We start from the raw sequence: 26,245 nt of genomic DNA, 5'->3' as shown, positions 1-26,245 counted from the left end.
GGGATTCAGGTACGGCGGCGCCGGATCCGGTGGTTGGCCACCCCGAGCGCCATGACCACGGGCACCGACAGGACGAGCCACAGGGCGGTGCTCACCTCGCCGCCGATCAGGGTGGTGAAGTTGGCCAGGATGAGCCAGATGGCGCCCGCGATGCCGAGCGCGCCCAGCACGGGGGCGATCAGGGTGTTCCACGCCCGGGTGTCGACGCGCCGGCGGCGGAAGAACACCACGACGGACAGCGAGGTCAGCAGGTAGAGCAGCATCATCGCGAGCACGGCGAGGCCGCTGAACCAGGAGAAGAGGGTGAGCACCGGGTCCGAGCCGGCCACCGCGAAGGGCACCACCAGCAGGACGGCGATCACGGTCTGCGCCCGGCCGGCGATCGCCGGGGCGTGCTTGCCGTTCAACCGGCAGAGCGGCGCGGGCAGTTGGCCGTCGCGGCCGAGGCAGAACAGGTAGCGGCTGGCGGAGTTGTGGAAGGTCAGCACGCCGGCGAACAGCGAGGTGGCCAGCAGCACCGGCAGGACGGCGCCGAGCCAGCCGCCGAACAGGTCGGTGACGGGGGCGAAGACGAATCCGGCGGAGTCGCCGGCCTCCAGCGCCTTGCCCGCCGCCTCCGGTGCCTTGGAGGCGCCGTAGGAGGAGATCAGCGTCCACGAGGTGAGGGCGAAGAAGCCGGTGACCACGATGACCGACAGGTAGGTCGCCCGTGGCACGGTCTTCTTGGGGTCCTTCGCCTCTTCGCCGTAGATGGCGGTGGCCTCGAAGCCGAACATCGACGCCAGGGCGAACATGACGGCGACGCCGGGCGCCCCCTGGAGGGCGGCCGAGGGGGAGAAGCTGTCGGCGAACCCGAGGCCCTCGGGCCCGCCGCCCTTGACGAGGGTGGCCAGGCCGAAGAGCGCCAGGATGCTGAACTCGGCGAGCACGAAGGCGGCCAGCACCTTCGCGCCCATCTCGATCCCCAGGGCGCCGAGGGCCTGCACCACGGCCATGGTGGCCAGGGTGTAGACCCACCAGGGCAGGTGGAGCGAGGTGTGGTCGGCGACCAGTCCGCTGACGATCGAGCCGTACAGGCCGTACATGCCCGCCTGGATGACGCAGTAGGAGAACAGGGCGACGGCCGCGCTGCCCGCGCCGGCCGCCCGGCCGAGTCCGGCCCCGATGTAGGTGTAGAAGGCGCCGGCGTCCACGACGTGGCGGCCCATCGCGATGAATCCGACCGAGAAGAGCAGGATCACCGCCCCGGCCAGCACGTAGGCGGCGGGGGTGCCGGAGCCGTTGCCGAGGGCGACGGAGAGCGGGGCGGCGCCCGCGATGCCGGTCAGTGGGGCTTGGCCGGACAGGACGAAGAAGAGGATGCCGAGGACGCCCAGGGCGTTGGGCTTGAGCGTGTTCGCGGTGGGGGCCGCGTCGCGCTCGGTCCGCTCTGCGGAAGTCGTCCGACTGTCCACAGGGATCACCTGCCAGAGGGGAGTGGGGGAGGGTGAGGATCGTTTCAGGTCAAACGAGTTGCCTCATCGTGGGGTGCAACTATCCGTTTGGCAAGGGGTTGGGCGGCGGGAACACCCGGCGTCAGCGCTCGCCGGACTCCGCCGCCAGCCGGGCCAGCAGACCGCGCAGTTCGGTCAGCGCCTCCTCGGTGGCCTCGCGCTCGCCGAACACCAGCTGGTGCAGCACCAGGCCCTCCAGCGCGGCGAAGACCAGCCGGGAGGTGCCACGGCTGACCGGGCCGGGCAGGATCCGGGACAGCTCGCTGCGGCTGGCCTCGAAGTACTCCTCGTAGACGCCGCGCAGATGGGTCAGCAGCTCCGGGCGGCGCCGGGCCTCCAGCAGCAACTCGTACTGGAAAACCTGGAGTTCGGGGCCGGCCTCGACCATCTCGATGAGGCCGACGGCGAAGTCGGCCACGCCGCCGGCGCCCGAGCCCAGCGCGCTGGTGCTCAGCGAGGACTGGACGGCGTGGGCGACGGCCTCCTCGATCAGCGCGTCCCGCGAACCGAAGTGGTGCACCACCAGCCCGTGGGTGACACCGGCCTCCTGGGCGACGGCCCGGTAGGTGAGCTGCCGCAGACCGCCCCGGGCCACCACGCGCACGGCGGCGTCCAGCAGGGCCGTCCGGCCCGTCCCGTAGTTCGTCACGCGCTTGCGCGCGCCGCGCCTACGGGCGGGCTCGGACGGCTCGGCGGGGCCGGCGGGCTGCGAGGGCTCCACGGGCTCGACGGAGTCGGTCATGGGGGCGACCCTACCGGGGAGCGCCGGTCAGCGCTTCGGGGGCCGGATGCCGCGGAACTCCCAGTCGCCGCCCAGGGCGGTGGAGAGCACCTCCTCGGACTCCGTCGGCTGGGCGCCCACGTCGGTGCGGATCGGCGTCGGTCCGGTGACGATGTGGTTGGTGAGTCGGCCGAGGCCCTCGACCTCCACCTCGACGACGTCCCCGGGCTGGACGGGCCGGGAGTTGGCCGGGGTGCCGGACAGCAGCACGTCGCCCGGGTACAGGGTGATGGTGCGGGCGATGTCGGCGACCAGGTAGTGCATGTCCCAGGTCATCTCGTCGGTGGAGCCGTCCTGGACGACCTCGCCGTTGACGTAGGTGCGCAGCTTCTTGCCGCGGAAGTCCCAGTCGGTGACCAGCCCGGGGCCCAGCGGGCACAGGGTGTCGGAGCCCTTGACACGCAGCATCGAGCCGGCGTCGGTGTCCCGGAAGTCGTGCAGGCCGTAGTCGTTGGCCACGGTGTAGCCGGCGATGTAGTCGCCCGCCTCCTCCGGGGAGATGTTGCGGGCGGTGCGGCCGATGACGATGGCGACCTCGCCCTCGTAGTTGAGCCACGTGCAGCCCTCGGGGCGGACGATCGCGCCCTTGTGGGAGTTGAGCGCCGAGGTCGGCTTGTGGAAGTAGGTCGGGGTGTCCGGCAGGTCGATTCGGAACTCGTCCACCCGGCTGCGGTGGTTGAGGTGGACGGCGATCACCTTGGAGGGGACGACGGGCGGCAGGTGCCGGGCGTCCTCGATCGCGACGCGGCGGCCGTCGCCGGCGACCAGTTCGTCGCCCTCGCGCACGGTCTCCACGGCGGCGCCGTCGAGCAGGATGCGGCGGTACTCGGGCATGGCGGGGGCCTTTCTAGATGAGGCTGTGGGGGTTGCGGGGGCCGGGCGCGGGGGCGGGCAGTCCGGTGCCCGTCCAGCCGTCGGCGGGGCGGTCGAACCAGAGGTGGACCTGGCCGGTGCCGATCGAGTTCTCGTACGCGCCGTACTGGCGGGCCTGCGCGGTGCAGGCCCGCTCGCCGAGGGCGCCGGCCATCATCAGGTAGTGGAAGAACCGGGCCTCGGGCTTGTACTGCCAGAACTCGTCCATGGTGTCGAGGACCTTGTCGTGGCGGCCCTCCTTGAACCAGGCGATCCGTTCCTCGTCGGCCGCGCGGGCCTGCGGGGTGAAGATGTGCGAGGGGTCGCTCGACTCGTGGCCGCGCAGCTCGCGCAGCGGCCAGAAGGTGTGCGACAGGGCGCCGGAGGCGATCAGCAGCACCCGTCGGCCCGGCGTGGCGGCGATGCCGTCGGCCAGGGCGCGGCCGAGCCGCAGGTGGTCCTCCATGTCGCCGGTCTGGCAGACGCCGATGGTGACCCAGCGCTTGTCCGGCAGGCCCTCGCCGAGGAACTTCCACAGGTTGATGGTGGCGTAGTAGACCGGCAGGTAGGCGTCGTCGATCGGGGTGATCCAGGTGCCGTGCTTGTCCGCGAACTTCGCGATGTTGCGGGCGAGTTCGGGGTCGCCGGGGTAGTCGAACGGCATCCGGCACATGCCGCGCGGCAGCTCCTCGGAGGTGAACAGCCCGGCCCGGCGGTCCTGCGCGGTGACGACGAACTCGACGGTGGTCGCCCAGTGGGAGTCCAGCACCACGACGGTGTCGTAGTCGTCCCGGGCGAAGACCTCCTCGCGCAGCTGCCGCAGGCCGGTGACGAGGGTGATCTCCTTGCCCTCGTTCAGTTCGAGCCGGATCTCCTCGGGCAGCACCACGGTGGGGACGTGGGCGAGCAGGCCCGCCCCGACGATCTCACCCATGGTCCGCCCAGCCCTTCGGGGCGGTGACGGTGTTCTTGACGTCGCAGTAGAAGTCGAAGCTCCAGGTGCCGCCCTCGCGCCCGACGCCCGAGTGGCGGGAGCCGCCGAACGGGGCCTGGAGGTCGCGGACGAAGAAGCAGTTGACCCAGACGGTGCCCGCCACCAGCTGCCCGGTGACCCGCCGGGCGCGGTCCTGGTCGCCAGTGGCCAGGGTGGCGGCCAGGCCGAAGCGGGTGTCGTTGGCCAGCCGGACGGCCTCCTCCTCGTCGCGGAAGGTCTGGAGGGTCAGGACGGGCCCGAAGACCTCCTCCTGGACGATCTCCGAGTCCTGGGCGACGCCGGTGAGCAGGGTCGGGGCGTAGAACTGGCCCTCCAGGCGCCTGCCGCCGATCACGGCGGTGGCACCGGCCTCCACGGCCCGCCGCACGAAGCCGTCGATCTTCTCCAGCTGGCGCGGGTGGATGTTCGGGCCGATGCCGGTGGCCTCGTCGCGCGGGTCGCCCTGCACGATGCGCGAGGCCTTCTCGACGAAGCGGCGGGTGAACTCCTCGGCGACGCTCTCCTCGACCAGCAGCCGGGTGGCGGCCAGGCAGACCTGGCCGGCGTTGTCGTACTGCTCCACCGCGAGGTCGACGGCGAGGTCCAGATCGGCGTCGGCGAAGACCAACAGCGGGGACTTGCCGCCCAGTTCGAGGCTGAGCGGGGTCAGGTTGGCGGCGGCCGAGGCGGCGATGTGCTTGGCGGTCGGCACCGAGCCGGTGAAGCTGATCCGGCGCACGTCCGGGTGCGAGGTGAGGGCGTCGCCGATCTCGGAGCCCAGGCCCTGCACCACGTTGAGGACGCCGGCCGGCAGCCCGGCCTCGGCGGCGATCTCGGCGAGCAGCGAGGCCGTCAGCGGCGACCACTCGGCCGGCTTGAGGACGACCGTGTCGCCGGCCGCCAGCGCCGGGGCGACCTTCCAGGTGGCCAGCATCAGCGGCGCGTTCCACGGGGTGATCAGCACGCAGGGGCCGGCCGGGTCCCAGCTGACGTGGTTGGTGTGGCCGCGGGTGTCGAAGTCCTCGTGGCCCAGGCTCAGCAGCCAGTCGGCGAAGAACCGGAAGTTGTGCGCGACCCGGGGCATCACGCCGCGGCGGTGCGAGCGCAGCAGGGCGCCGTTGTCGGCCGTCTCCACGACGGCCAGGTCCTCCAGCCGGCGCTCCACGCCGTCGGCGATGGCGTGCAGCAGGCGGGCCCGCTCCTCGCGCGGGGTGGCGGCCCAGCCGGGGAAGGCGGCCTTGGCGGCGGCGACGGCCGCCTCGGCCTCGGCCGCGGTGCCCCGGGCGATCTCGCCGAGGACGCTGCCGTCGATGGGCGAGACGTCGGTGAACGTCGCGGCGGAGGCGACGCGCTCGCCGCCGATCCAGTGCCGGGTGTCGACGGCGACGCCGGCGACGGTGGTGGTGTGGTCGCTCATGACCTGGGGCTCCTCGTACTGGTTCGGCAGGTTTTCACTCGGCGGCGGAGGCGTTGGACGCCAGCAGCTTGCCGCCGTCCCACACCACCCCGACCTGCCGGTAGTAGGCGGCGATCGGCTCGCGGACCTCCAGCCGGGCCAGCTCCTCGGTGGGCGACTCGAACAGCTCCAGGTCGGCGTCCCCGACCCACGGCGTCCCGGCCTCGAAGGAGGAGGCGCCGGAGGCGATCAGCTCGTCCAGGGCGAGGCCGCCGCCCTTCTCGATGGAGGGCAGCCAGCGGTGGTGGGCCATCGGGTGGCCGTTGACGAAGCCGTTGGTCTCGGACGGCTCGCGCAGGGTGACGACGGCCTGGGCCAGCCGGCGGTCGGCCGCGGCGAGGGTCGCGCCGAACCGGGCGCCGGCCTCGATCCGCGGTGCGGGCCCGTACGGGTGGGGGCGGGTCTGGTGGATCGAGCCGAGCTTCTTCGGGTAGCCCTGGTGCAGTCCGCGGGCGATGGCGAAGTCCTTGTCCACCCAGATGTACACGCAGCGGCTGTACGTCTGCCCCTGGAACTTGCAGCGGACGACGGCGAACGCCTCCTTGTACTGGGCGAGCACCGGGTCGAGCAGCTCCTGGCCGGAGGCGGAGCAGGACTGCCAGTCGGCCCAGATCAGCGCGACGGCGCCCGGGTCCTCGTCGGCGAGCTCCAGCGGCTCGGGCAGCAGTTCGCGCACCCGGTCCGGGTCGGTGCGGTACTCGATGGTGAGCAGGTCGCCGGAGTAGCGCCACGGCGGCGAGGGGATCAGCGAGGAGGCGCCGGTCGCCGTCTTGGGGTGGAAGTATCCACGGACACTGGCCACTTGGGATTCCTTACGCGGTGGGGGAGAGGTGCTGGGGGGCGGGCTGCCGGAGCAGTTCGGTGCGGTACCGGGCGGCGGCGGCCGCGGCGCTCCGGCCGCCCAGGGCGACGACGCCGACCAGGCGGTCGTCCCGGTGGTAGCCGACCAGGACGTCGCCGTCGAGCTCGCCGTCCAGGACGCGCACGTCGTCGCGGCCGACGGCCGGGGAGCCGAAGGACTGGAGCCGGAAGTCGTGCTGGTCGCTCCAGAAGGTCGGCAGCGGGGCGAACGGCTCCAGGCCGTGCTCGGTGCCGGTGAGGTGGGCGGTGAGCACCCGGGCGGCGTGCTTGGCCGTGTCGGTGGGGATGGACCAGTGCTCGACGCGGCGCGGGACGCCGTCGTAGCGGGCGTTGGGGAAGCGGGCGACGTCGCCGACGGCGATCACGTCGGGGCGTCCGCCGGCCCGCAGGTGCTCGTCGGTGAGCACGCCGTCGGACAGGTCCAGTCCGTTGCCCTCCAGCCACTCGGTGTTGGCGAGGGAGCCGACCGACTCCACCACCACGTCCGCGGGCAGGACCCGGCCGTCGGACAGGGCCACCCCGGTGACCTCGCCCTCGCCCTCGAAGCCGGTCACGCCGGTGCCGAGGGCGAAGCGCACGCCCCGCTGCTCGTGCCGGGTGAGCAGCGCGCCGGCGAGCAGTTCGCCGAGCGGGCCGACCATGGGCAGCGGCAGCGGGTCGACCACGGTGACCTCGGCGGCGCCGAGGGCCACCGCGGTGGCGGCCACCTCGCAGCCGATGAAGCCGCCGCCGACCACGACCACCCGCACGCCCGGGCGGGTCAGCGCCTCGCGCAGGCCGCGGGCGTCGGCGAGGGTGCGCACGGTGTGCCGGCCGGCGAGGGGGCCGGGGCAGCGCAGCCGCCGGGGCCGCATGCCGGTGGCGATCACCAGGCCGCGGTAGACGAGGGTCTCGCCGTCGTCGAGTTCGACGGTGCGGCGGTCGAGGTCGGCCTGGGCGACGGTGGTGCCCAGCCGCCACCGGACGTCGGCGACGCCGGCCCGGGGGCGGAAGGCGAGCGACTCGAAGGTCGCCTTGCCGGCCAGCACCTCCTTGGACAGCGGGGGCCGGTTGTACGGCATGTGGGGCTCGTCCCCGACGAGGGTGATCGGCCCGTCCCAGCCCGCGGCGCGCAGCTGCTCGGCGGCGCGCAGGCCGGCCATGGAGGCGCCGGCCACGACGATGGGTGCGGTCACGGGGCTCAGTCCTCGATCCGGATGGCCTGGAGCGGGCAGACATCGGCGGCCTCCTCGACGTCGGCGCGCAGCGCCTCGTCGGGGTCGGCGACGTAGGCGAGGCGCCCGTCGTCGTCGAAGCGGAAGACGTCGGGGGCGGCGAAGACGCACTGGCCGTGGTCCTGGCACTTGTTCATGTCGACGACGACCTGCATGGCCGGTCCTCCTGGTGCTGTGGGGGAACGTCGGGAAAGGGGAGGGAAGGGGGCGCGGGCCCGCTGGGGCCGGGTTCCGGCCGGGGGCGGCGTACGCCGATCGGCGGTGGCAGCCGCCAAAACGTTTGGTGCCAAATAACGTAGGAGCGGGCGGGCCCCCGGTCAATAGCTATCCAGATGGATAAATTTCTGCGTCAGACCCCTTGCGGGACGGTGACCCGCGTCCATACCGTTTGCCACCAGCAGCGAGCGGCATCCTGCGACCCCACGCAGTGCGAAGCCGCCGCGGTTTCCTTCCCCCCGCGCCGCGAGCGCTGGGAGGCGCCCCCACTTCCCCCAGGAGACACCGGTGAGCGCATCCACCACCCCACCCGTCCGCGACCACCAGGAGCGGCTGGCCGCCGAGGGCATCGACGTGGTCCGGGTGACCTATCCCGACCTCATCGGCACCGAACGGGCCCGGGACGTGCTGCTGGACCACCTGCCCTCGGCCTGCGACCACGGCCTCGCCTTCTGCCGCGCCGTCTACCACACCAGCCCCCAGGGCGACACCGTCCCCGTCCCCGGGGGCCTGGACGCCGGCCTGCCCGACATCAGCGTCCGCCCCGACCTCGACACCCTGATCGCCCTGCCCTGGGAGCCCGGCGTCGCCACCTGCCTCGGCGACGTCACCGACCCGGCCACCGGACGCCCCGCCCCCGAGTCGCCCCGCGACCTGCTGCGCTCCGTCGTCGAACGCTGCCGGGAGTACGGCCTGCACCCGGTCGTCGGCCCGGAGTTGGAGTACTTCCTGTGCGACGAGGCGCCCGGCACCGAGCGCGGCTGGCGCCGCTACAGCGAGGCCGCCGGCGTCGTCTACACCGCGGGCCTGCGCGCCGACGGCGACAACCACCTGCTGCGCACCCTGCGCCTGCTGCGCGGCCTGGACATCGGCGTCACCAGCGGCAACCACGAGTTCGACGGCTCCCAGTTCGAGATCAACCTGACCCACTCGGACGCCATGTCGGCCGCCGACCGCGCCTTCCGCTTCAAGTCCGCGGTCAAGGAACTGGCCCGCAAGGAAGGCCGCTTGGCCACCTTCATGGCCAAGCCCTTCCAGGGCGCCGGCGGCTCCGGCTTCCACCTCCACCTGTCCTGCGTGGACGACGAGGGCGGCAACGTCTTCGCCGACCCGGCCGCGCCGTACGGGCTGAGCGCCACCGCCCGCCACGCGCTGGCCGGCGTCCTCGCCCACGCCCCGGCCCTCGCCGCGCTGGCCAACCCGACCGTCAACTCCTACAAGCGGTTCGGCCCCGACACCCTCGCCCCCTGGCTGATCGACTGGGGGCTGGACAACCGCAGCGCCATGGTCCGCATCCCGCCGGAGCGCGGCTCCGGCAGCCGCTTCGAACTGCGGCTGGGGGACGCCAGCGCCAACCCCTACCTGCTGATCGCGGGCACCCTCGCCGCCGCGCTGCTGGGCGTCGTCGCCGGCGACGAGCCCGCCGCCCCGCTGGAGGGCTACGGCTATGACCCGGCCAAGTCCGCCGTCCTGCCGATGTCGCTGCCCGCCGCCCTGGACGCGCTGGAGGCGGACACCGCCCTGACCGAGGTGCTCGGCAAGGACTTCACCACCGCCTACCTCTCGTACAAGCGCGACGAGGTCGCCCGCTTCCATCGGCACATCACCGACTGGGAGTTCACCGAGTACGCCTACCACCTGTAAGCCGAGGAGCGAACCCATGACCACCGTGCCCACCGTGCCCGCCGGCGCCGTCCACGAGCCGATGCCCCTCGACCAGGTGAACCTGGCCGACCTCGACAACTTCACCGACGGCGTCACCCCGTGGCGGATGTTCCACACCCTGCGCCACGAGGACCCGGTCCACTGGCAGCCCGAGGAGGCGCCCAACTCCGGCTTCTGGTCGATCACCCGGCACGCCGACATCGCCCGGGTCGACCGCGACGCCGAGACCTTCACCTCCACCAAGTTCGTGAACCTGGAGGAGGTCGACGACGACCAGATCAAGAAGCGCGCCTCCATCCTGGAGCTGGACGGCGTGCGCCACCGGGCCATGCGCAGCCTGCTCCAGCGCCAGTTCGGCGCGAACGTGATCAACAGCTACGCCGACTTCCTGCGCGGACTGACCGCCAGCACGCTGGACGCCGCCCTGGCCAAGGGCACCTTCGACTTCGTCAAGGAGGTCTCCGCGGACTTCCCGATCAACGTCCTCGCCCGCCTCCTGGACGTGCCGCCGGAGGACAACCAGCAGCTCATCGACTGGGGCAACCGCATCATCGGCAACACCGACCCGGACTACGCCGACGTCCTGCTGCACAGCGAGGAGAGCGAGAAGTACCGCGACCTGCCGTTCCGCTCGCCCGCCTCGCTGGAAGTCTTCGAGTACGGCCGCGAGCTCGCCCGGCAGCGGCGCGGCGGCGACGGCACCGACCTGATCTCCCGCCTGGTCAACGAGACCCCGAAGGACGGGGTGCCGCTCTCGGCGCAGGACTTCGACAACTACTTCCTGCTCCTGGTGGTGGCCGGCAACGAGACCACCCGGCACACCATCAGCCACTCGATGCTCGCCCTGCTCCAGCACCCCGAGCAGCTCGCCCGCCTCCGGGAGGACCCGTCGCTGATCCCCGGCGCGGTGGAGGAGTTCCTGCGCTGGGCCTCGCCGGTCTACCACTTCCGCCGCACCGCCACCCGGGACGTCGAGCTCGGCGGCAAGCGGATCAAGGAGGGCGACAAGGTCGTCATGTGGTTCGCCTCCGGCAACCGGGACGAGGAGGTCTTCGGCAACCCCTACGACTTCGACGTCACCCGCAAGGACAACGACCACGTCACCTTCGGCAAGGGCAGCCCGCACCTGTGCCTGGGCAACCTGCTGGCCCGCACCGAGATCCGGATCATGTTCGAGGAGCTGATTCCGCGCCTGGCGAGCATCGAGCTGGCCGGTGACGTCCCGCGGGTGCGCTCCAACTTCGTGAACGGCATCAAGAAGCTGCCGGTCTCGGTCACCCTGGCCTGACCGGCGGCCGTGGCCTCGTGCGCATGTGGGGTGCGCGAGGCCACGGCCTTTCTCAACTCCGGTGTTCTCAACTCCGGTGCAGGGACTGCCGGTTGCCGTCGACCCTGGCGGTGCCGGGCAGTTCCACCAGCTCGGGCTTGAACAGCGGCGGCGCGCCCATGGCCGGCTCCCAGGTCGCCAGGCTCTCGTCCTGGGGCACCTCGATCCGCCGGTCCGCGGCGAGGTCGGCGACCACCCGCAGCAGCAAGCGCACCCCCAGCGGCGCCAGATGGTCGCGCCACAGGCTCTGCGCGGTCGAACCCGGCGGCACCAGCAGGTGCTCCTGGGCCGCGAGCGGGCCGGCGTCGGTGCGCTCGGTGAGGTGGTAGACGCTGCCGCCCGTCACCTTGTCGCCGTCGCGCACCGTCCAGCGGATCGCGTCCCGCCCGCGGTGCAGCGGCAGCAGGCTGGGGTGGTAGCCGATCGCCGCGACGGCGGCCCGGGCGCGGGTCTGCCGGCCGAGGAAGGCGTGCGAGTGGGCGGCGAGGATGACGTCCACCCCGTCCGGCACGTGCCGGGCGCGCAGCTCGACCGAGTCCGTCCACGGGATGTCCCGGGGGAACGCCCAGGCGCGCAGCCGGTCCCAGGACATCGCGTCGCCCTCGTCGGTCCGCCCCTTGCGCAGCCGGGGCGCGGCCACCCCGGCGATCTTGTGCCCCTCGTCCAGCAGGGCCTGGGCGACCTGCACCGCGAACGCCCCTTGGCCCGACAGGTAGATGTTCATCCGTCCTCCTTCAGCACGGAGAGCCTCAGCCCGGCGAGGTCGGGCTCGAAGCGCACCGGCAGGGTGGAGAACCCGGTCAGGAAGTTGGACCGGATCCGCCGCGCCTCCCCGGCCTGCTCGAACCCGGTGGTGAAGTCCCGCAGCGCGGTGAGGAGTTCGGCGATCTCCACCTTGGCCAGGTACGAGCCGACACAGAAGTGCGGGCCGTAGCCGAAGGCCAGGTGCCGGTTGGGGGTGCGGCCGAGGTCGAACACCCCGGGCCGGTCGAAGACCCGCTCGTCCCGGTTGCCGGAGGCGTGCCAGAGCGTGACGACCTCACCGGGGCGCAGCCGTACGCCGTGCAGTTCGGTCTCCCTGGTGACGCTGCGCCCGAAGTGCATCGTCGGCGAGGCCCAGCGCAGCACCTCGTCCACGGCGGTGCCGACCGCGACCTCGCCGTGCTTGAGCCGGCGCCACTGTTCGGGCCGGGCCGCGAGGGTGCGGACGCAGTCGATCATCGTCAGCCGGCTGGTCTCGTCGCCGCCGATGACCAGGCTGTAGCAGTTGAGCACCACGTCCTCGTCGGACAGCGGCACGCCGTCGATCGAACTGGCGATCAGCATGCTGACCACGTCCTCGCCGGGGGACTCGCGGCGCTCCTCGACGAGGTCCATGAAGTACATCAGGATCTCGTTGCGGGCCATCTCGGAATCGACCTCGTCGATGTCCTCGTCGTCCGCCGACAGCGCGGTCCTGGTCAGGCTCAGCAGGTACTCCCGGTCCCGCTCGGGCACGCCGAGCAGGCTGGAGATGGTCGTCATCGGGATGCGGGCGGCGATCCGCTCGGCGAAGTCGCAGCCGCCGGACTCGACCGCCTCCCGGATCCACCGCCGGGTGTTGAGCCGCACCGTCCGGGCGACCTCGTCCAACACCCTGGGGGAGAGCACCCGTTGGAGGATCTTGCGCAGCTCGTGGTGCCGGTGGCCGTCGGTGACGGCCAGCATCCGGCCGGCCCCGGCGTCGCCGCCCTCCAGCAGGGTGACGAGCACGTTGCCGCGCTCGGAGGTGAAGTGCTCGTCGTCCCGGTAGACGGTCAGGATGTCCTCGTGGCGGGAGAGCACCCAGAAGCCGGGGCGGCCGGCGACCGGGGGGTTGAAGTGCAGCGGGGCGGTGTCCCGCAGGGTGCGCCAGAACCCGTCCAGGTCGTGCTCCGCGAAGGTGGCCGGGTCGCCCAGGTCCACGGTGTCCAGTGCCGGTGCGCTCATGGTCACCAGTCCGTCCGCCAGAAGCGGCGCGGCCGGAACGGGTAGGTGGGCAGCGGCACGCGGTGGGCGGCCCCGTCGGAGTGCAGGGCGTCGAAGTCCACCTGGTGGCCCGCCACCCAGGCGGCGGCCAGGTCGTGCAGGGCCCGGGCGTCGTGGCCGGAGGGCACGATCCCGTGCTCGGTGCGGGTGAAGGAGCCGGGGGCGGCCGGCGGGGCGGTGGCGGTGGTGGCGGCCGGTCCGTCGGCGGCCTCGTCGGAGAGGGCGGCGATCAGCTCGGCGCGGCTGCGGACCACGGCCGCCCAGCGGCGGGGCATGACCTTGCGGCCGAGGTTGAGGGTGAAGCAGACGTCGTCCAGCCGGAGTCCGGGGTCGGCCTCCAGTCGCTCCCGGAGCCGGGTGCGCTGGTGGGCCAGGGCCTCGTCGTCCAGGGCGGACAGACAGGCAAGTCGCGGCTTGCCTGTCGACTCGGGGGCGCGTTCGGCAGCCGTCGGGGCCTCCTCCAGCAGCAGGTGGGCGTTGTAGCCGCCGCCCCCGATCGAGGTGATGCCCGCCCGGCGGATGCCGGCCTCCGGCTCCCAGGACGCCGCCTCCAGCTGCGGCACGAACGGGGTGCTGGGGAAGTCGAGGTCCGGGTTGACCTCGGTCAGGTTGATCGTCGCCGGGAGCGTCCGGTGGTACAGGGCCAGCGCGGCCTTCAGCGCGCCGAAGCCGCCCGACACCACGCCGCCGTGGCCCACGTTGCCCTTGACCCCGCCGATCGAGGCCGTACCGGTCCGCTTCCCGAACGCCATGCTCGCCGCGTGCACCTCCAGCTCGTCGGTCATCGGCAGGCCCAGGCCGTTGGCCTCGTACATCGACACGGTGTCCGGGGCGACCCCGCCCACCTCCATGGCGGCGGCGATGCAGGCGCTCAGCCGCTCGGGCTGGGCCAGGCCGTACGCCATCGCGCTGACCCCGTTGTTGTTGACGGCCGAACCCTTGACCACCGCGTAGACGTGGTCGCGGTCGGCGACGGCCTGGCCCAGCGGCTTCAGCAGCAGGGTGACGACACCGCTGGACAGCGCGGTGCCGGTGCCGTTGGCGTCGAACGGGCGGCAGTGGCCGTCCTTGGACAGGACGCGGTTCTCCTCCCACAGGTGGCCGCGCGGGTGCGGCAGCCGGACCATCGAGCCGCCGGCGATCGCCACGTCCGTCTGGCCGAGCAGCAGCGACTGGCAGGCCAGGTGCACCGCGTAGTGGAAGCCCGCGCAGACGGCGGCGACGGTGACGGCCTCGCCGGTCAGGCCCAGGTAGTACAGGGCGTTGGAGGTCATGGTGTCCGGCGACCAGGCCAGACTGGCCTCGATCGCCTCGGGGCCGACCGACACCCGGTCCGGCGGGGAGCTGTAGAGCGCGGCGGTCTGCGGGTTGTTGGCACCGTACACGCCGACCTCGGCGGTGAGCCGCTCCGGGTCGTAGCCGGCGTCCTCCAGCGACTCCCAGGCGCTCTCCAGGAACAGCCGGTTCTCCGGGGTCATCGCGGCCGCCATCCGGTCGCTGATGCCGAACACCGACGGGTCGAATGTGTCGTACGTGTCGAGCAGGCCGCAGGCCCGCACGTAGAACGGGTTGTGGATCAGGGTCTCGTCGACCTGGATGTCCTCCTTGGCCAGGAAGGAGACGGACTCCCGGCCGTGGACGAGGTTGTCCCAGAACTGCTCCTTGCTGCGGGCTCCGGGCGCCCGGAGGGACATGCCGATGACGGCCACGTCGCCCGGGTCGTAGTCCGGCTCGGGGAGGTCGGTCAGACGGTCGGTCATGAGGGCTCCTGCTTCGTCGGGGGGTGGGGGTGGCTCAGCGGTCGGTGGCGCCGGTGGCGCCGCTGCCGCCGCGTCCGCGCAGGGCGGCCCGGCGGGCGGTGGCGCGCGCCCGGGCGGAGCGCACCGCCTCGGGGGTGGCGCCGCTCTCGTCGTCGAGCCAGCGGGCGAGGGAGGAGATGTCGCGGAAGCTGAACAGGTCGGGCACCCGGACCCGGCGCTCGAAGCGACGGGTCATCAGCCGGGCGAGGCGCACCAGCAGCAGCGAGTCGCCGCCGAGGTCGTAGAAGGCGGAGCGCACATCGATGTCCGAGGGATCGAGGTCCAGCAGCTGGCCCCAGATCTCCGACAGGGCCACCTCGGTCGGCGTGCTCGCCGGCGTCCGGGGCCCGCCGGTGTCGGCGGCCGGCGGCTCGGGGAGCGCGGCACGGTCGAGCTTGCCGCCCGGCCCGAGCGGCAGGGCGGGCAGGAGGACGAGCGCCGCGGGCACCAGGTAGTCGGGCAGCGCGGCGGCGAGCCGGCCGGTGATGGCGCCCCGGAGCTCGGCGTCCGGCGTCGTGCCGTCGCCCGCGGGCACCACGTAGCCGACCAGCCGGTTGCCCCGCACGGCGGCGGCCGCCTCCCGGACCTCCGGGCAGCCGGTCAGCCGGGCCTCCACCTCCTCCAGCTCGATCCGGTGGCCGCGCAGCTTGACCTGGTGGTCGCCGCGCCCGAGGAAGCGGAGCTCGCCGCCCTCGGTGAAGACGGCGAGGTCCCCGGTGCGGTACATCCGCTCGCCGTGGCGGAACGGGTCCGGCACGAAGCGCTCCGCGGTGGTGGCCGGCCGGTTGAGGTAGCCGTGGGCGAGGCCGGCGCCGCCGAGGTAGAGCTCGCCGGGCGTGCCGGGCGGGAGTTCGTTCAGCCGCTCGTCCAGCACGCGGACCCGGCCGGTGAGGGTCGGCGGGCCGATGGTCGGCTCGTCGTCCCCGCCCTCGGGCACCGGACCGAAGGTGCAGAAGACGGTGCCCTCGGTGGGGCCGTACGCGTTGAACACCCGGACGGCGCCGGTCTCCCGGTAGGTGCGGTCCACCAGCTTGCGGCGCAGCGCCTCGCCGCCGAACACCACCGAGCGCACGTTGGGCGGCAGGGCTCCGGCGTCCAGCAGGCCGTTCATCACCGAGGGGACGACGGTCAGGTGGGTGATCCGCTCGGCGTACCGGCTCTCCGCCAGGTGCACGGCGCTCTCGACGAGCACGACGGTGCCGCCGCGGCACAGCGCGTTGAAGAGCTCCATCACGGACATGTCGAAGCAGACCGAACTCGCCGCCGAGACCCCGCTCAGGTCGCAGCCCTCCAGAACGCGGTCCATCTCGGCGAGCATCGCCACCGCGCCGGAGTGCCGGACGGCCACGCCCTTGGGCTGCCCGGTGGAGCCCGAGGTGTAGATGACGTACGCCGTGTCGGCGGGCACCACCGGTACGGGCCGCGCCCCGGGCTGGGTGGTCGTGTCCTCGCCCAGCACCACGAGCGTCGGTCCGGGCGGGCAACTGGCCCGGGAGGCGGGCGTGGTGAGCAGCAGCCTGGCGCCGCCGTCCTGGACCATGAAGGCCAGCCGGTCGGCGGGGTAGTTCGGGTCCAGCGGCAGGTAGCAGGAGCCGGAGCGCAGGGCCGCCAGGACGGCGACCAGCAGATCGGGGGTGCGCTCGACGCAGATGCCGACCGGGACGCCGGGGCCCGCGCCCTCGGCGGCCAACCGCTCGGCCAACTCCCTTGATCGCTCGTTCAGTTCGCCGTAGGTCAGGGTGCCGGCGTCGGAGAGGACGGCGATCGCGCCGGGGTTCTTGACGGCCTGCTCGACGAACTCGGAGTGCAGGGTCCTGGTCACTGGTTCGTCTCCTCCGGGAGGCCGGTCGGCGCGAGGTCGCCGAGGGGCAGGTCGGGTCGGGCGATCGAGTCGAAGAGCACCGTGCGGTAGTGCGCGAGCAGGGTGGCGACGGTCTCCCGGTCGACGAAGCCGGGCTTGAACTGGACGTGGCCGGCCACCCGCCCGTCGATCTCGGCCATCGAGATCTCCAGGTCGAACTTGGCGATGTGCCTGCGGACCTGCACCGGTTCGAGGGGCAGCGCACCGCCGGGTGTGAGGGTGTCGCCGACACCGTGGAAGAGCTTCACCGAGCGCGGGAAGGCCTCCGCGGAGAGCCAGTTGACCACCAGGTCGGACCAGGGCGAGCGGCCCTCGGCCCGCGGCGGCTTCAGCTGGGAGGCCAGCAGGTCGAGCGGGTAGTTCATGTGCTCCAGGAGGCCGAGCGAGAAGGCGTGGACCTCGCGCAGCAGGTCACGGAAGCTGCGCCCGCCCGCGGGCCTCGCCCGGACCAGCACGGTGTTGAGGTAGTAGCCGATGGCGGACTCCCAGCCGGGTTCCGCCCGTTGGGCGATGGCGGTGGCCAGGACGGCGTCCTCGGTGCCGACCGCGCGGTTGAGCGTGGCGAAGAACCCGGCCAGCACCACGGTGCTGGGCGACACCCCCTCGCGCACCGCGAACTCCCGCAGCAGGCGCGACTCTTCGGCGCTCCAGCGGAAGGCGAGGTCGCGGCCCTCGTAACTGACGCCCGGCGTCCGCTCCTTGGCGGAGAGATCGAGGTGGGCGGGCGGCTCGGCCAGCTGCTGCGACCACCAGCCGAGGGCCGCGTCCGCCGCCGGCGAGGCCAGCCACCGGCGCTCCCAGTCGACGAACTCGGTGTACGGGGACGGCCGTTCACCGGCTGAGGGGGCGGCGCCCTGGTAGTGCTCCTGGAGTTCGCGGACCATGACGTCGGCCGAGGCCGCGTCCGAGGCGATGTGGTGGACGAGCACCAGCAGGTAGTGCTCGGCCGGTGCGCGGGTCAGCAGGACGATCCGCACCAGTGGCCCGTGGTCCAGGTCCAGCGGCTGGTGCCCGTAGCGGGCCAGTTCCTCGCGGGCCTGCTCCTCGTCCAGGTCGGTACCGTCCACCACGAGGAACTCGTACAGCGGCTCGTCCAGGATGACCTGGTACGGGTTGCCGCCGGCCTCCGCGAAGAGGGTGCGCAGGGCGGGGTGCCGGGCCAGCACGGCCCGTACGGCGCCGTCCAGGGCCTCCTGGTCGACGGCGGTGGGGATGCGGGCGGTCAGCATGAAGTTGTAGGGGACGGCGTCGGGGTCGACCATCTGCATGAACCAGAGCGAGGCCTGGCCGTGCGAGACGGGGGCGAGGGTGAACCCGTGGCCTTCGGCGCGCAGTTGGTCCCGCGCCGGGGCGTCGGTGGCCTCCAGCAGCCCGCGGGCGTCCAGTTCGTCCAGCAGTTCCTCGGCGTCCAGGTCGGACAGCTCGTCCAGGAAGGTCCTGGGTGCGGGCGCGGGAGAGAGGGCGGCCGGGGAGGGCGCGACGGTCCCGGCGACGTGGGCGACGACCTCGGCGATGGACCGGCCGTCCAGGAACACCACCGGCGACACCCGGTGCCCGAACAGTGCCTGCATCCGGTTGACCAGCCGGATCGCCAGCATCGAGTCCAGGCCGAAGTCCCGCAGCTCGGCGTCGGCGTCGAACCTGCTCACCGGGACGCCCAGCGCGTCGGCGAGTTCGGCGAGGACGACCTCCTCCACCGGCCGGGTCTCCGCCGTCTTGGAGGTCTCCACGGTGTCCGCGACGACCGGCGCCGGTGCGGCCGAGGGCCGGGGCTCGGTGTCGAGCCAGTAGCGCTCCTTCTGCCACTGGACGAGCGGGGTCTCCACCAGCTCGACGTCATCGCCGAACAGCGTGTCGAAGGCCAGCGGCAGGCCCCGGACGAACAGCGAGGCGGCGGCGCCCAGCAGGCAGCGGACGTCGCTCTCCTCGCGCCGCAGCGAGTTGACGGCGTGCACCCGGGCGCCACGGCTCAGCGCGATCTCCTCGACAGCGCCGCGCAGCGTCTCGTGCGGGCCGATCTCCAGGAAGGTGCCGATGCCCTGGTCGACCAGCGCGCCGATGGTCTCGGCGAACCGGACCTGGTCGCGCAGGTTGTGCACCCAGTAGTCGACGTCGGCGACCGGGTTCACCGTGCCCGCCAGCGCCGTGGAGTGGAACGGGATGCCGGGCGTCAGCGGGGTGATGCCGTCGACGGCCTCGCGCAGCGGCTGGAGCAGCGGGTCCATGCCGGGGCTGTGCACCGGCCGTTCGACCCGGATCGTCCTGGTGGAGATCCCGTCCCGCCGGAGCTCCTCCGCCAGGGCGGCGACGGCTTCGGGCGTGCCGGAGACCGCCGCGCTGGTGGGGCTGTTGACCACGGCGACGGCCGCGTGCTCGGCGTACGGGGCGAGCCGTGGCAGCAGCTCCGCCTCCGGCAGGTCGACCGAGATCATCGCCCCGGCGGCGGCCTTGTGCTCCAACAGGTGCGACCGGGCGACCACCACCCTCGCGGCGTCCTCCAGCGACAGCGCGCCGGCCACGCAGGCGGCCGCCACCTCGCCCAGGCTGTGCCCGACCACGGCGGTCGGCTGGATGCCGAGGTCCAGCCAGACCTTGGCCAGCGAGACCTGGAGGGCGAACAGCACGGGCTGTTGGACGTCCATCTCCTGGTACCCGCACTCCTCGGCCGGGGCGGCGAGCCGGTCGAGCACCGAACAGCCGCCGGCCGCCCGCACCGCCGTGTCGCAGGCGGTCATCCAGGTGCGGAAACCGGCGTGGCTGCGCAGGAGTTCGCGGCCCATGCCGACCCACTGGGTGCCGCCGCCGGAGAACACCAGCGCCACCCGCCGGTCGGTGGCGCCGGAGACGGTGCCGGTGACGACGTCGGGGTGCGAGCGGCCGGCGGCGAGGTGGGCGAGGCCGTCCAGGACGTCCTGCCGGTCGCGGGCGAACAGCGCGACCCGGTGGTTGTGGTGGGTGCGCCGGGCGGCGAGGGTGTAGGCGAGGTCGCCGACCCGCAGGCCCGGGTCGCGTTCGACGTGGTTGGACAGCGCCCGGCAGGTGTCGGTCAGCGCCTCCGCCGTCCGGGCCGTGACGGGGACGAGGTGCACCCGGTCGCCGTCCTGGGCGTCGCCGTGGCTCGGTGGGGTGTGCCGACCCCGGTCGCCGGCCAGGAACGGGTGGGCGGCCGCGGGCAGTCCGGCGGTGTACAGGGCGCCGAGCGAGCCGAGCAGGGTCGCGGCCTCGTCGGCGCCGCGCCGCAGCGAGGGCAGGGTGGCCGCCGGCAGGATCTCGGAGACCGACTTGAGCAGCAGGGGGTGCGGGCTGAGTTCGACCACCGCGTCGATGGCGTACTCGCCCAGCGCGGTCAGGGCGTCGACCATCCGGATCTCCCGGCGCAGGTTGTCCGCCCAGTAGTCCGGCCCGAGTTCCGCGCCGTCGACGCGTTCGCCGGTGACGGTGGAGATCATCGGGATGCGGGTGCTCCGGGGCCGGATGCCGTCGAGCTCGACCCGCAGCGGGGCGAGGACGTGGTCGACCAGCGGGGAGTGCGGGGCGTGGCCCATCCGCACCCGGTGGCTGGTGACGCCGGCCTCGGTCAGCCGCCGGACGAGGTCGTCGATCTCCCGCGGGGTGCCCGTGACCAGGGTGGAGTTCAGGCCGTTGCGGCCGGAGAGGGTGAGCCCGCCGGTCAGATACGGCTCGACCTCGGCCGCGGCGGTCATCACCGCGATGCCCTCGCCGCGGCCCACGGCCAGCTGTTGGAGCAGCCGGCCGTGGTGGGCGGCCAACCGGGAGGCGTCCTCGAAGCCGAGCGCGCCGGCGACGTGGGCGGCGGCGAACTCGCCGACGCTCTGGCCCACCACGACGTCCGGCTCCACCCCGAGCGAGCGCCAGGCCTCGGCCAGCGCGACCTGGAGGGAGAACAGCAGCGGCTGGAAGACGTCCATGTCGTCGAGGCGGCCGTCGGGGGAGAGCAGCTGGTCGACGAGGGAGAAGCCCAGCAGCTCCCGCATCCGCCGGTCGGACCTCATCAGGGAGCGGCGGAACACCGGCAGGCCGGCCAGCAGTTGGCGGCCCATGCCGACCCACTGGGAGCCGTTGCCGGAGAACAGGAAGGCCACCCGTGGGGTGCGGTCGCCCGCCTCCCCGACGCTCAGCCCGGGGGCGCTCGCACCGCTGCCGAACGCGTCCAGGGCGGTGCGGAGTTCGGCCATGTCGCGGGCGGTGGCGGCGAGCCGGAAGGTGCCCTCGCCGGGCGTCCGACCGCACAGCGCGCGCAGGTCGGTCTCGTCCCGTACGGTCCGCGCCCGTTGCGCCAGTTCCTCGCGGGAGTCGGCGGCCAGCAGCAGCAACGAGGCTTCCGGGCGCGGCAGTTCCTCCACGGCGAGGTGGCAGATCGCGCCGCCGAAGCCGAAGGAGCTGACGCCGCCGCGGCGGGCGTCGGAGCGTCTGGGCCAGGGCGCCAGCCGGTCCTGGACGGTCAACTGGTAGTCGTCGAACATGATCTGCGGGTTCGGCGCGCTGAAGTGCAGGCTCGGCGGCAGCACGCCGTTGCGCAGCGACAGCGCGAGCTTGACCAGGCCGACGATGCCGGCGGCGGCCTCCAGGTGGCCCACGTTGGACTTGACCGAGCCGAGCCGCAGCGGCTCCGAGCGGCCGCCGCCCAGCACCGCGCCGATGGCGTTGGCCTCGATCGGGTCGCCGAGCGGGGTCGCTGAGCCGTGGCACTCGATGTAGTCCACCAGGTGGGGGGCGATGCCCGCCCGCCGGTAGGCGGTACGGAGCATCTTCTCCTGCGCCTGGGGGTTGGGCGCCGTCATGCCGTTGCTCAGGCCGTCGTTCTGCGAGGAGCTGCCCTTGATCAGGCAGTACACCGGCAGGTCGCGCTCCAGCGCCACGCTCAGCGGGGCGAGCACCACGACGCCGGCGCCCTCGCCGCGGACGTAGCCGTCGGCGCGGGCGTCGAAGGACTTGCAGCGGCCGTCCGGGGCGAGCGCGCCCATCCGCTCCATGGCGGTGTAGTAGTCGGAGACGAAGCTGAGGTTCACCCCGCCGGCCAACACCAGGTCGCTCTCACCGAGTTGGATCGACTGGCAGCCCACGTGCACCGAGACCAGCGATCCGGCGCAGGCGGCGTCGATGGCCATGCTGGGGCCCTGGAGGCCGAGGACGTAGGAGACCCGGTTGGCGATGATGCCGTCGTGCATGCCGGTCGCGGTGTGCGGGGTGATCTGCGCGTCCGGGCCGCGGTAGTGGGCCAGCGCGGCGTAGTCGCCCCAGCAGGAGGCCATGAACACACCGGTGTCGCTGCCGACCAGGCTGTGCGGCGCGATGCCCGCGTCCTCCAGCGCCTCCCAGCACAGCTCCAGGACCAGGCGCTGCTGGGGGTCCATCTGGACGGCCTCGCGCGGTGAGATGCCGAAGAACAGCGGATCGAAGCGGTCGATGCCCTCGATGAACCCGCCCCAGCGGACCCGGTCGTCGAGCAGCTCGCGCCGCGCGGCCGGGACGGGCCCGACGGCGTCGCCGCCCTCGACCAGCAGCCGCCAGAACGCGGACGGGTCCGGGCCGCCGGGGAAGCGGCAGCCGATGCCGACGACCGCGACGGGCTCCTGCGACGGCGCGCGGCGCCCGGTGCCCGGAGCGGGCTGCTCGGCGGCCGGGCCGTCGACCAGCGCACGGGCCAGCGCGTCGACGGTCGGGTACTGCCACATCCAGGTGGCCGGGACCTGCCGGCCGAGGAACTCGGAGAGCGAGGCCGCGAGGGCCACCGACTTCAGCGAGTCCAGCCCGTACCGGTGCAGTGGCGCCCAGCGGTCCACGGCGTTCGCGGACACGTCCAGGAGTTCGGTGACACGGGACAACAGGAAATCGGTGACGGCGGATAAGTCCCGCACCGCGCGTTCTCGGGGCATGGCGACTCCCTCAGCAGGGTGGACCGAATGGACAAGTGAAGCTTCACGGCCGCAGGGCCGGGGGGGGGATGGTCATACGTCCGGGCAGCCGGTCACCGGGGCGTCCCGGGCCGGAGCAGGGGGTGGACCAGGAGCTTCGAGGGCACTTGAGCGATCGCAATCCAGCGGCTCACTGTGGAATTCTCACCGGCGCGTGCGGCCGATTGCCGAGCGGCCCGTCGGGTAAATCGCAGCCGCGCATTCCGCAGCGCCGAGACCACAGGATGGCGTACTTCGATCGCCGGGTGAAGCAGTGGCGGAATTTGATCGTCAAAGTGTCCGATTCGACCGCGTCGGGTTTGGCGCCGGGGAGTGGACACGAACGAGCGTCCACTGCAAGCTGTGCGCATGGCAGTTGAGAATCTTGATGCGGCGTCGGACGGCGCCGCGGGCGTCTTAGCCCCGGACTCCCCGTCGCGCCGGCCGGGCCTGGCACTCGGTGTGCTGGCCGGGGCGCTGGCCCTGGACGTGAGCGGGCTCGGGGTGCTCAACGCCGCCCTGCCGTCCGTCGGGACGCGCTTCCACCTGGACGACTCCGCGTTGCAGTGGGTCATGACGGCCTACGCCGTCACCTTCGCCGGCTTCCTGCTGGTCGGGGGCCGGCTGGCCGATGTCCTCGGGCGGCGGCGGGTGTTCGAGGCCGGGGTCGCGCTGTTCACCGTCTCCGCGCTGATCGGCGCGCTGGCGCCGGACACCGCGGTGCTGCTGGGTGCCCGCGCGGCCCAGGGCATCGGCGCAGCCCTGTCGGGGCCGGCCGCGCTGGCCCTGCTCACCGAGACGTTCCCGGCCGGCCCGGCGCGCAACCGGGCGTTCAGCGTGTACGCGGCGGTCGGCGCCGCCAGCTTCAGCGGCGGGGTGCTGCTGGGCGGTGTGCTCACCGAGTTCCTCGGCTGGCGCTCGGTGCTCTGGTTCTCGGTGCTGCTGGGGCTCGCCGTCCTGGCCGCGACCCGGGCCGGACTGCCGGACGGCGTCGGGCACCGCGGCCGGCTGGACCTGCCCGGCGCGATCACCGGCACCCTCGGGCTGACCCTGCTCGTCGTCGGCGTGAGCACGGACGGCGCGCTCTCCTGGGCCGTGCTCGGCGCCGCGGTGCTCTGCCTGGCGCTGTTCGTGCTGCGCGAGCACCGCACCGCCGATCCGGTGCTGCCGCTCGGCCTGTTCCGGCTCGCCCCGGTGCGGGCCGCGAGCCTGGCGGCCTTCCTCCAGTACACCGGGTCGGTCGGGCAGCTGTTTTTCGCGCCGCTGTACCTCCAGGGGATGCTGCACTACTCGCCGTTCGAGTCCGGCCTGGCCCTGGTGCCCATGTCGCTGGCCGTGTTCCTGACCGCCAACTTCGCCACCGGGCGCCTGCTGGCCCGCTTCGCCCCGCGCACCCTGATGGCGGTCGGCCTGGTGCTGATCGGCGTCGGGACGGGGCTGTGGCTGGGCACCCCGCAGGACGGCAGCTACCTGCTGCACGTGATGCCCGGCCTGGTGGTCAGCGGCATCGGCCAGGGGCTGAACTTCCCGTCGATGACCTCCGCCGCGCTGAGCGGTGTCCCGGAGCAGCGGCACGCGGTGGCCGGAGCCGTGAACGTGATGACCCAGCAGATCGGCGCGAGCGCGGGCGTCGCGGTGCTGGTCCTGGTCGCGGCGGGCAGCGAGGACCGGTTGGCCGGCTACCACCTCGCCTACCTCGCCGCCGCCGTCGCGTGCGTCCTGGGCGCGGTGGTCATCGCCGTGCGACGGCGGGCCTGACGGTCTGACGGCTTGGGCCCGAGGGCCCGAGAGCGGGCGCCCCGCCCTGGGCGGGGCGCCCGGTGCTACTTCTGGCCGGTGCTACTTCTGCCCGGCGATGGTCACGCCGGCGGCGATGACGGCGGCCTTCACCCGGTCCATCGCGTCCTCCCCCTCGCCGACGATCATGCGTCGGACCTGCGGGACGCCCAGCGGCCAGCCCACCAGCCCGGTGAAGATCAGCAGCAGGGTCGGCGCGTCGATCGCGGCGATCTGCTCGGAGGCGGCGGTGCGCACGCCGTCCAGGGCGGCGGTCTTCCGCTGGTAGTGGGCCCGCCGTGACTCCTCGTCGGGCACCGGTCGGTCGCCGTACTCCAGTGCCTCCCAGAGCAGCAGCCGGGTCACCTCGGGGTGCTCCTGGTGGTAGGTGAACAGCCGGTCCAGGTACTCGGCGACGTCCACCGTCCCGTCGGCGGTCGGTGGCGGTACGGCGGCCGCCAGCTCGCCCAGGACCCGCTCCAGGACGGTGGAGAAGAGCGTCTCCTTGTCGCCGAAGTAGAGGTAGATGGCCTGCTTGTTGGCCTGGGCCTCCCGGGCGATCCGGTCCACGCGAGCGCCCGCGACGCCGTACCGGGCGAACTCGGCCAGCGCGGCCTGGTAGATCCGGTTTCGGGTCTGTTCGGAGCGTGAGGTCATGGGCCCATCCTCGGATCTCGGCGGCGGGGGACGGCTGTCGGACAGGGGTGACTGATCAGTTTATACCGGTCAGCGGGGTAAACCAACCAGTTGAATAAACTATCTGGTTGGTATAGAACATCGGCCGTGACAGACACTTCGCTTCTCCCCCGCGACGTCGACGCGCCGCCCCGCCCCGCACCCGTCCGCCCACTGCTCTTCCTGGTGATGGCGGTGTGCAGCGGGGCCGCCGTCGCCAACATCTACCTCGCGCAGCCCCTGCTGAAGCTGTTCAGCGACAGCCTCGGGGTCCCGCACTCCTCGGCCGGCATCGTGGTCACCTGCGCCCAGTTCGGCTACGCGGCCGGCATCCTGTTGCTCGTCCCGATGGGCGACGTCCGCCGCCGCCGGCCGCTGCTCGCCGTGCTGCTCACCGTCACCGTCGTCTTCCTGCTGCTCGCCGCCGCCTCCCCCGAACTCTGGGTGCTGGCCGCCGCCACCGCCGCGATCGGCGCCGCCACCGTGATCCCGCAGGTGCTGGTGCCGCTGGCCGCCGAACTCGCGCCCCCGGAGAAGCGTGGCGCGGTGGTGGCCAACGTCCAGATCGGCCTGATGACCGGCATCGTCGGCTCCCGGGTGATCGGCGGCGCCGTCGGGCAGCTGGCCGGCTGGCGGGCCGTCTACCTGCTGGCCGCCGTGCTGACCGCGGCCACCGGCGCCCTCGCCGTCCACCTGCTGCCCAAGGAGGGTGCGCGCCCGGCGATGAGCTACACCGGCCTGCTCGCCTCGCTGCCCCGGCTGGTGCGCGACGAGCCGTCCGTCCGGCACGCCTGCGTGCAGCACGGCGCGCTGTTCGGCGCCTACAGCGCCACCTGGACGACGCTGGTGCTGGTGCTGACCAGCGACCACTACGGCTACAGCAGCGCGGTGGCCGGTCTGTTCGGCCTGTTCGGCCTGGCCGGCGCGGTCGCGGCGCCCTGGGCCGGACGCTCCATCGACCGCCGGGGTGCCCACCTGATCATCGTCGCCTCCCTGCTGCTCACCCTGGTCTCGGCCGGTGCCTACGCGCTGGGCGGCACCAAGCCGATCGCCCTGATCGTGGCCATCGTGCTGGCCAACATCGGGGTGCAGTGGAGCCAGATCGCCAACCAGGCGAGGATCTTCGCCTACGTCCCGAACGCCCGCAGCCGCGCCAACACCGTCTACATGGTCGCGGTCTTCCTCAGCGGGGCGATCTCGGCGGCGGTGGCCAGCGCCTGCTTCGGCGCCTACGGCTGGGGCGGGGTCTGCGCCGTGCAAGCGGTCCTCGCGGTGATCGGCCTGCTGACCGTCCCCCTGATGCGCCGCCACGACCGCCTCAACCCGCCGGTCGGCTGATCCGGCTCCCACCCCCGCCACCAGGCCTGTCCGACG

General features: G+C 73.0%; 18 protein-coding genes. 4 read left to right on the top strand and 14 right to left on the bottom strand.

From position 1 onward, the window contains the following. Positions 1–5: 5 nt before the first annotated feature. The 8 genes from QWJ13_RS28475 to QWJ13_RS28440 all read right to left on the bottom strand — a co-directional run bounded on the left by QWJ13_RS28475 (position 6) and on the right by QWJ13_RS28440 (position 7,785). A complete protein-coding gene (locus QWJ13_RS28475; protein ID WP_316528026.1) occupies positions 6–1,454 on the bottom strand; it encodes an APC family permease in 1,449 nt (482 codons plus the stop codon). Positions 1,455–1,575: 121 nt separating this feature from the next. Beyond that, a complete protein-coding gene (locus QWJ13_RS28470; RefSeq protein ID WP_316528025.1) occupies positions 1,576–2,235 on the bottom strand; it encodes a TetR/AcrR family transcriptional regulator in 660 nt (219 codons plus the stop codon). Between the two features lie 27 nt (positions 2,236–2,262). Next, a complete protein-coding gene (locus QWJ13_RS28465; protein WP_316528024.1) occupies positions 2,263–3,108 on the bottom strand; it encodes a fumarylacetoacetate hydrolase family protein in 846 nt (281 codons plus the stop codon). A 13-nt stretch (positions 3,109–3,121) separates the two neighbouring features. After that, positions 3,122–4,060, bottom strand: a complete 939-nt coding sequence (locus QWJ13_RS28460; RefSeq protein WP_316528023.1) for a 3,4-dihydroxyphenylacetate 2,3-dioxygenase — start codon at positions 4,058–4,060, stop codon at positions 3,122–3,124. Beyond that, a complete protein-coding gene (locus QWJ13_RS28455; protein ID WP_316528022.1) occupies positions 4,053–5,516 on the bottom strand; it encodes an aldehyde dehydrogenase in 1,464 nt (487 codons plus the stop codon). Before QWJ13_RS28455 ends, QWJ13_RS28460 begins: the two co-directional genes overlap by 8 nt. A gap of 34 nt (positions 5,517–5,550) precedes the next feature. Further along, positions 5,551–6,357 (bottom strand): acetoacetate decarboxylase family protein, encoded by an 807-nt coding sequence (locus QWJ13_RS28450; protein ID WP_316528021.1) that lies wholly within the window; start codon positions 6,355–6,357, stop codon positions 5,551–5,553. A gap of 10 nt (positions 6,358–6,367) precedes the next feature. After that, the gene (locus tag QWJ13_RS28445) at positions 6,368–7,591 is read right to left on the bottom strand and encodes an NAD(P)/FAD-dependent oxidoreductase (RefSeq protein ID WP_316528020.1); all 1,224 of its coding nucleotides are present in this window, start codon (positions 7,589–7,591) and stop codon (positions 6,368–6,370) included. Between the two features lie 5 nt (positions 7,592–7,596). Then, the gene (locus tag QWJ13_RS28440; protein ID WP_316528019.1) at positions 7,597–7,785 is read right to left on the bottom strand and encodes a ferredoxin; all 189 of its coding nucleotides are present in this window, start codon (positions 7,783–7,785) and stop codon (positions 7,597–7,599) included. A gap of 349 nt (positions 7,786–8,134) precedes the next feature. Between QWJ13_RS28440 and QWJ13_RS28435 the strand changes: the two genes are divergently transcribed. Together QWJ13_RS28435 and QWJ13_RS28430 are read left to right on the top strand one after the other, a co-directional pair. Continuing rightward, on the top strand, positions 8,135–9,490 hold the full coding sequence (locus tag QWJ13_RS28435) for a glutamine synthetase family protein (RefSeq protein WP_316528018.1): 1,356 nt from the start codon (positions 8,135–8,137) through the stop codon (positions 9,488–9,490). Positions 9,491–9,506: 16 nt separating this feature from the next. Beyond that, positions 9,507–10,799, top strand: a complete 1,293-nt coding sequence (locus tag QWJ13_RS28430; protein WP_316528016.1) for a cytochrome P450 — start codon at positions 9,507–9,509, stop codon at positions 10,797–10,799. Positions 10,800–10,866: 67 nt separating this feature from the next. On the opposite strand, the gene QWJ13_RS28425 is transcribed toward QWJ13_RS28430, so the two are convergent. The 5 genes from QWJ13_RS28425 to QWJ13_RS28405 are packed head-to-tail and all read right to left on the bottom strand — an operon-like array spanning position 10,867 to position 22,402. Next, on the bottom strand, positions 10,867–11,562 hold the full coding sequence (locus tag QWJ13_RS28425) for a formyltransferase family protein (protein ID WP_316528015.1): 696 nt from the start codon (positions 11,560–11,562) through the stop codon (positions 10,867–10,869). Continuing rightward, positions 11,559–12,812, bottom strand: a complete 1,254-nt coding sequence (locus tag QWJ13_RS28420; RefSeq protein ID WP_316528014.1) for a cytochrome P450 — start codon at positions 12,810–12,812, stop codon at positions 11,559–11,561. Before QWJ13_RS28420 ends, QWJ13_RS28425 begins: the two co-directional genes overlap by 4 nt. After that, a complete protein-coding gene (locus QWJ13_RS28415; protein ID WP_316528013.1) occupies positions 12,809–14,605 on the bottom strand; it encodes a beta-ketoacyl synthase N-terminal-like domain-containing protein in 1,797 nt (598 codons plus the stop codon). The genes QWJ13_RS28420 and QWJ13_RS28415 overlap by 4 nt, the downstream gene beginning before the upstream one ends. Positions 14,606–14,639: 34 nt before the next feature. Beyond that, positions 14,640–16,466, bottom strand: coding sequence for a non-ribosomal peptide synthetase (locus QWJ13_RS28410; RefSeq protein ID WP_316528012.1), 1,827 nt, complete (start codon positions 16,464–16,466; stop codon positions 14,640–14,642). Next, a complete protein-coding gene (locus tag QWJ13_RS28405; protein ID WP_316528011.1) occupies positions 16,463–22,402 on the bottom strand; it encodes a polyketide synthase in 5,940 nt (1,979 codons plus the stop codon). Before QWJ13_RS28405 ends, QWJ13_RS28410 begins: the two co-directional genes overlap by 4 nt. A 387-nt stretch (positions 22,403–22,789) precedes the next feature. Between QWJ13_RS28405 and QWJ13_RS28400 the strand changes: the two genes are divergently transcribed. Then, a complete protein-coding gene (locus QWJ13_RS28400; protein ID WP_316528010.1) occupies positions 22,790–24,178 on the top strand; it encodes an MFS transporter in 1,389 nt (462 codons plus the stop codon). Positions 24,179–24,259: 81 nt separating this feature from the next. Here QWJ13_RS28400 and QWJ13_RS28395 read toward each other — a convergent pair whose 3' ends face one another. After that, on the bottom strand, positions 24,260–24,853 hold the full coding sequence (locus tag QWJ13_RS28395; protein WP_316528009.1) for a TetR/AcrR family transcriptional regulator: 594 nt from the start codon (positions 24,851–24,853) through the stop codon (positions 24,260–24,262). A gap of 126 nt (positions 24,854–24,979) precedes the next feature. Here QWJ13_RS28395 and QWJ13_RS28390 point away from each other — a divergent pair, with 126 nt between their 5' ends. Further along, the gene (locus QWJ13_RS28390) at positions 24,980–26,209 is read left to right on the top strand and encodes an MFS transporter (protein WP_316528008.1); all 1,230 of its coding nucleotides are present in this window, start codon (positions 24,980–24,982) and stop codon (positions 26,207–26,209) included. Positions 26,210–26,245 lie beyond the last annotated feature (36 nt).

The sequence above is a fragment of the Kitasatospora brasiliensis genome (genome assembly GCF_032654805.1).
Lineage (GTDB): Bacteria > Actinomycetota > Actinomycetes > Streptomycetales > Streptomycetaceae > Kitasatospora > Kitasatospora brasiliensis.
The sequence above is the reverse complement of the archived record's forward strand: the minus strand, read 5'-3'. Positions and strand labels throughout refer to the sequence as shown.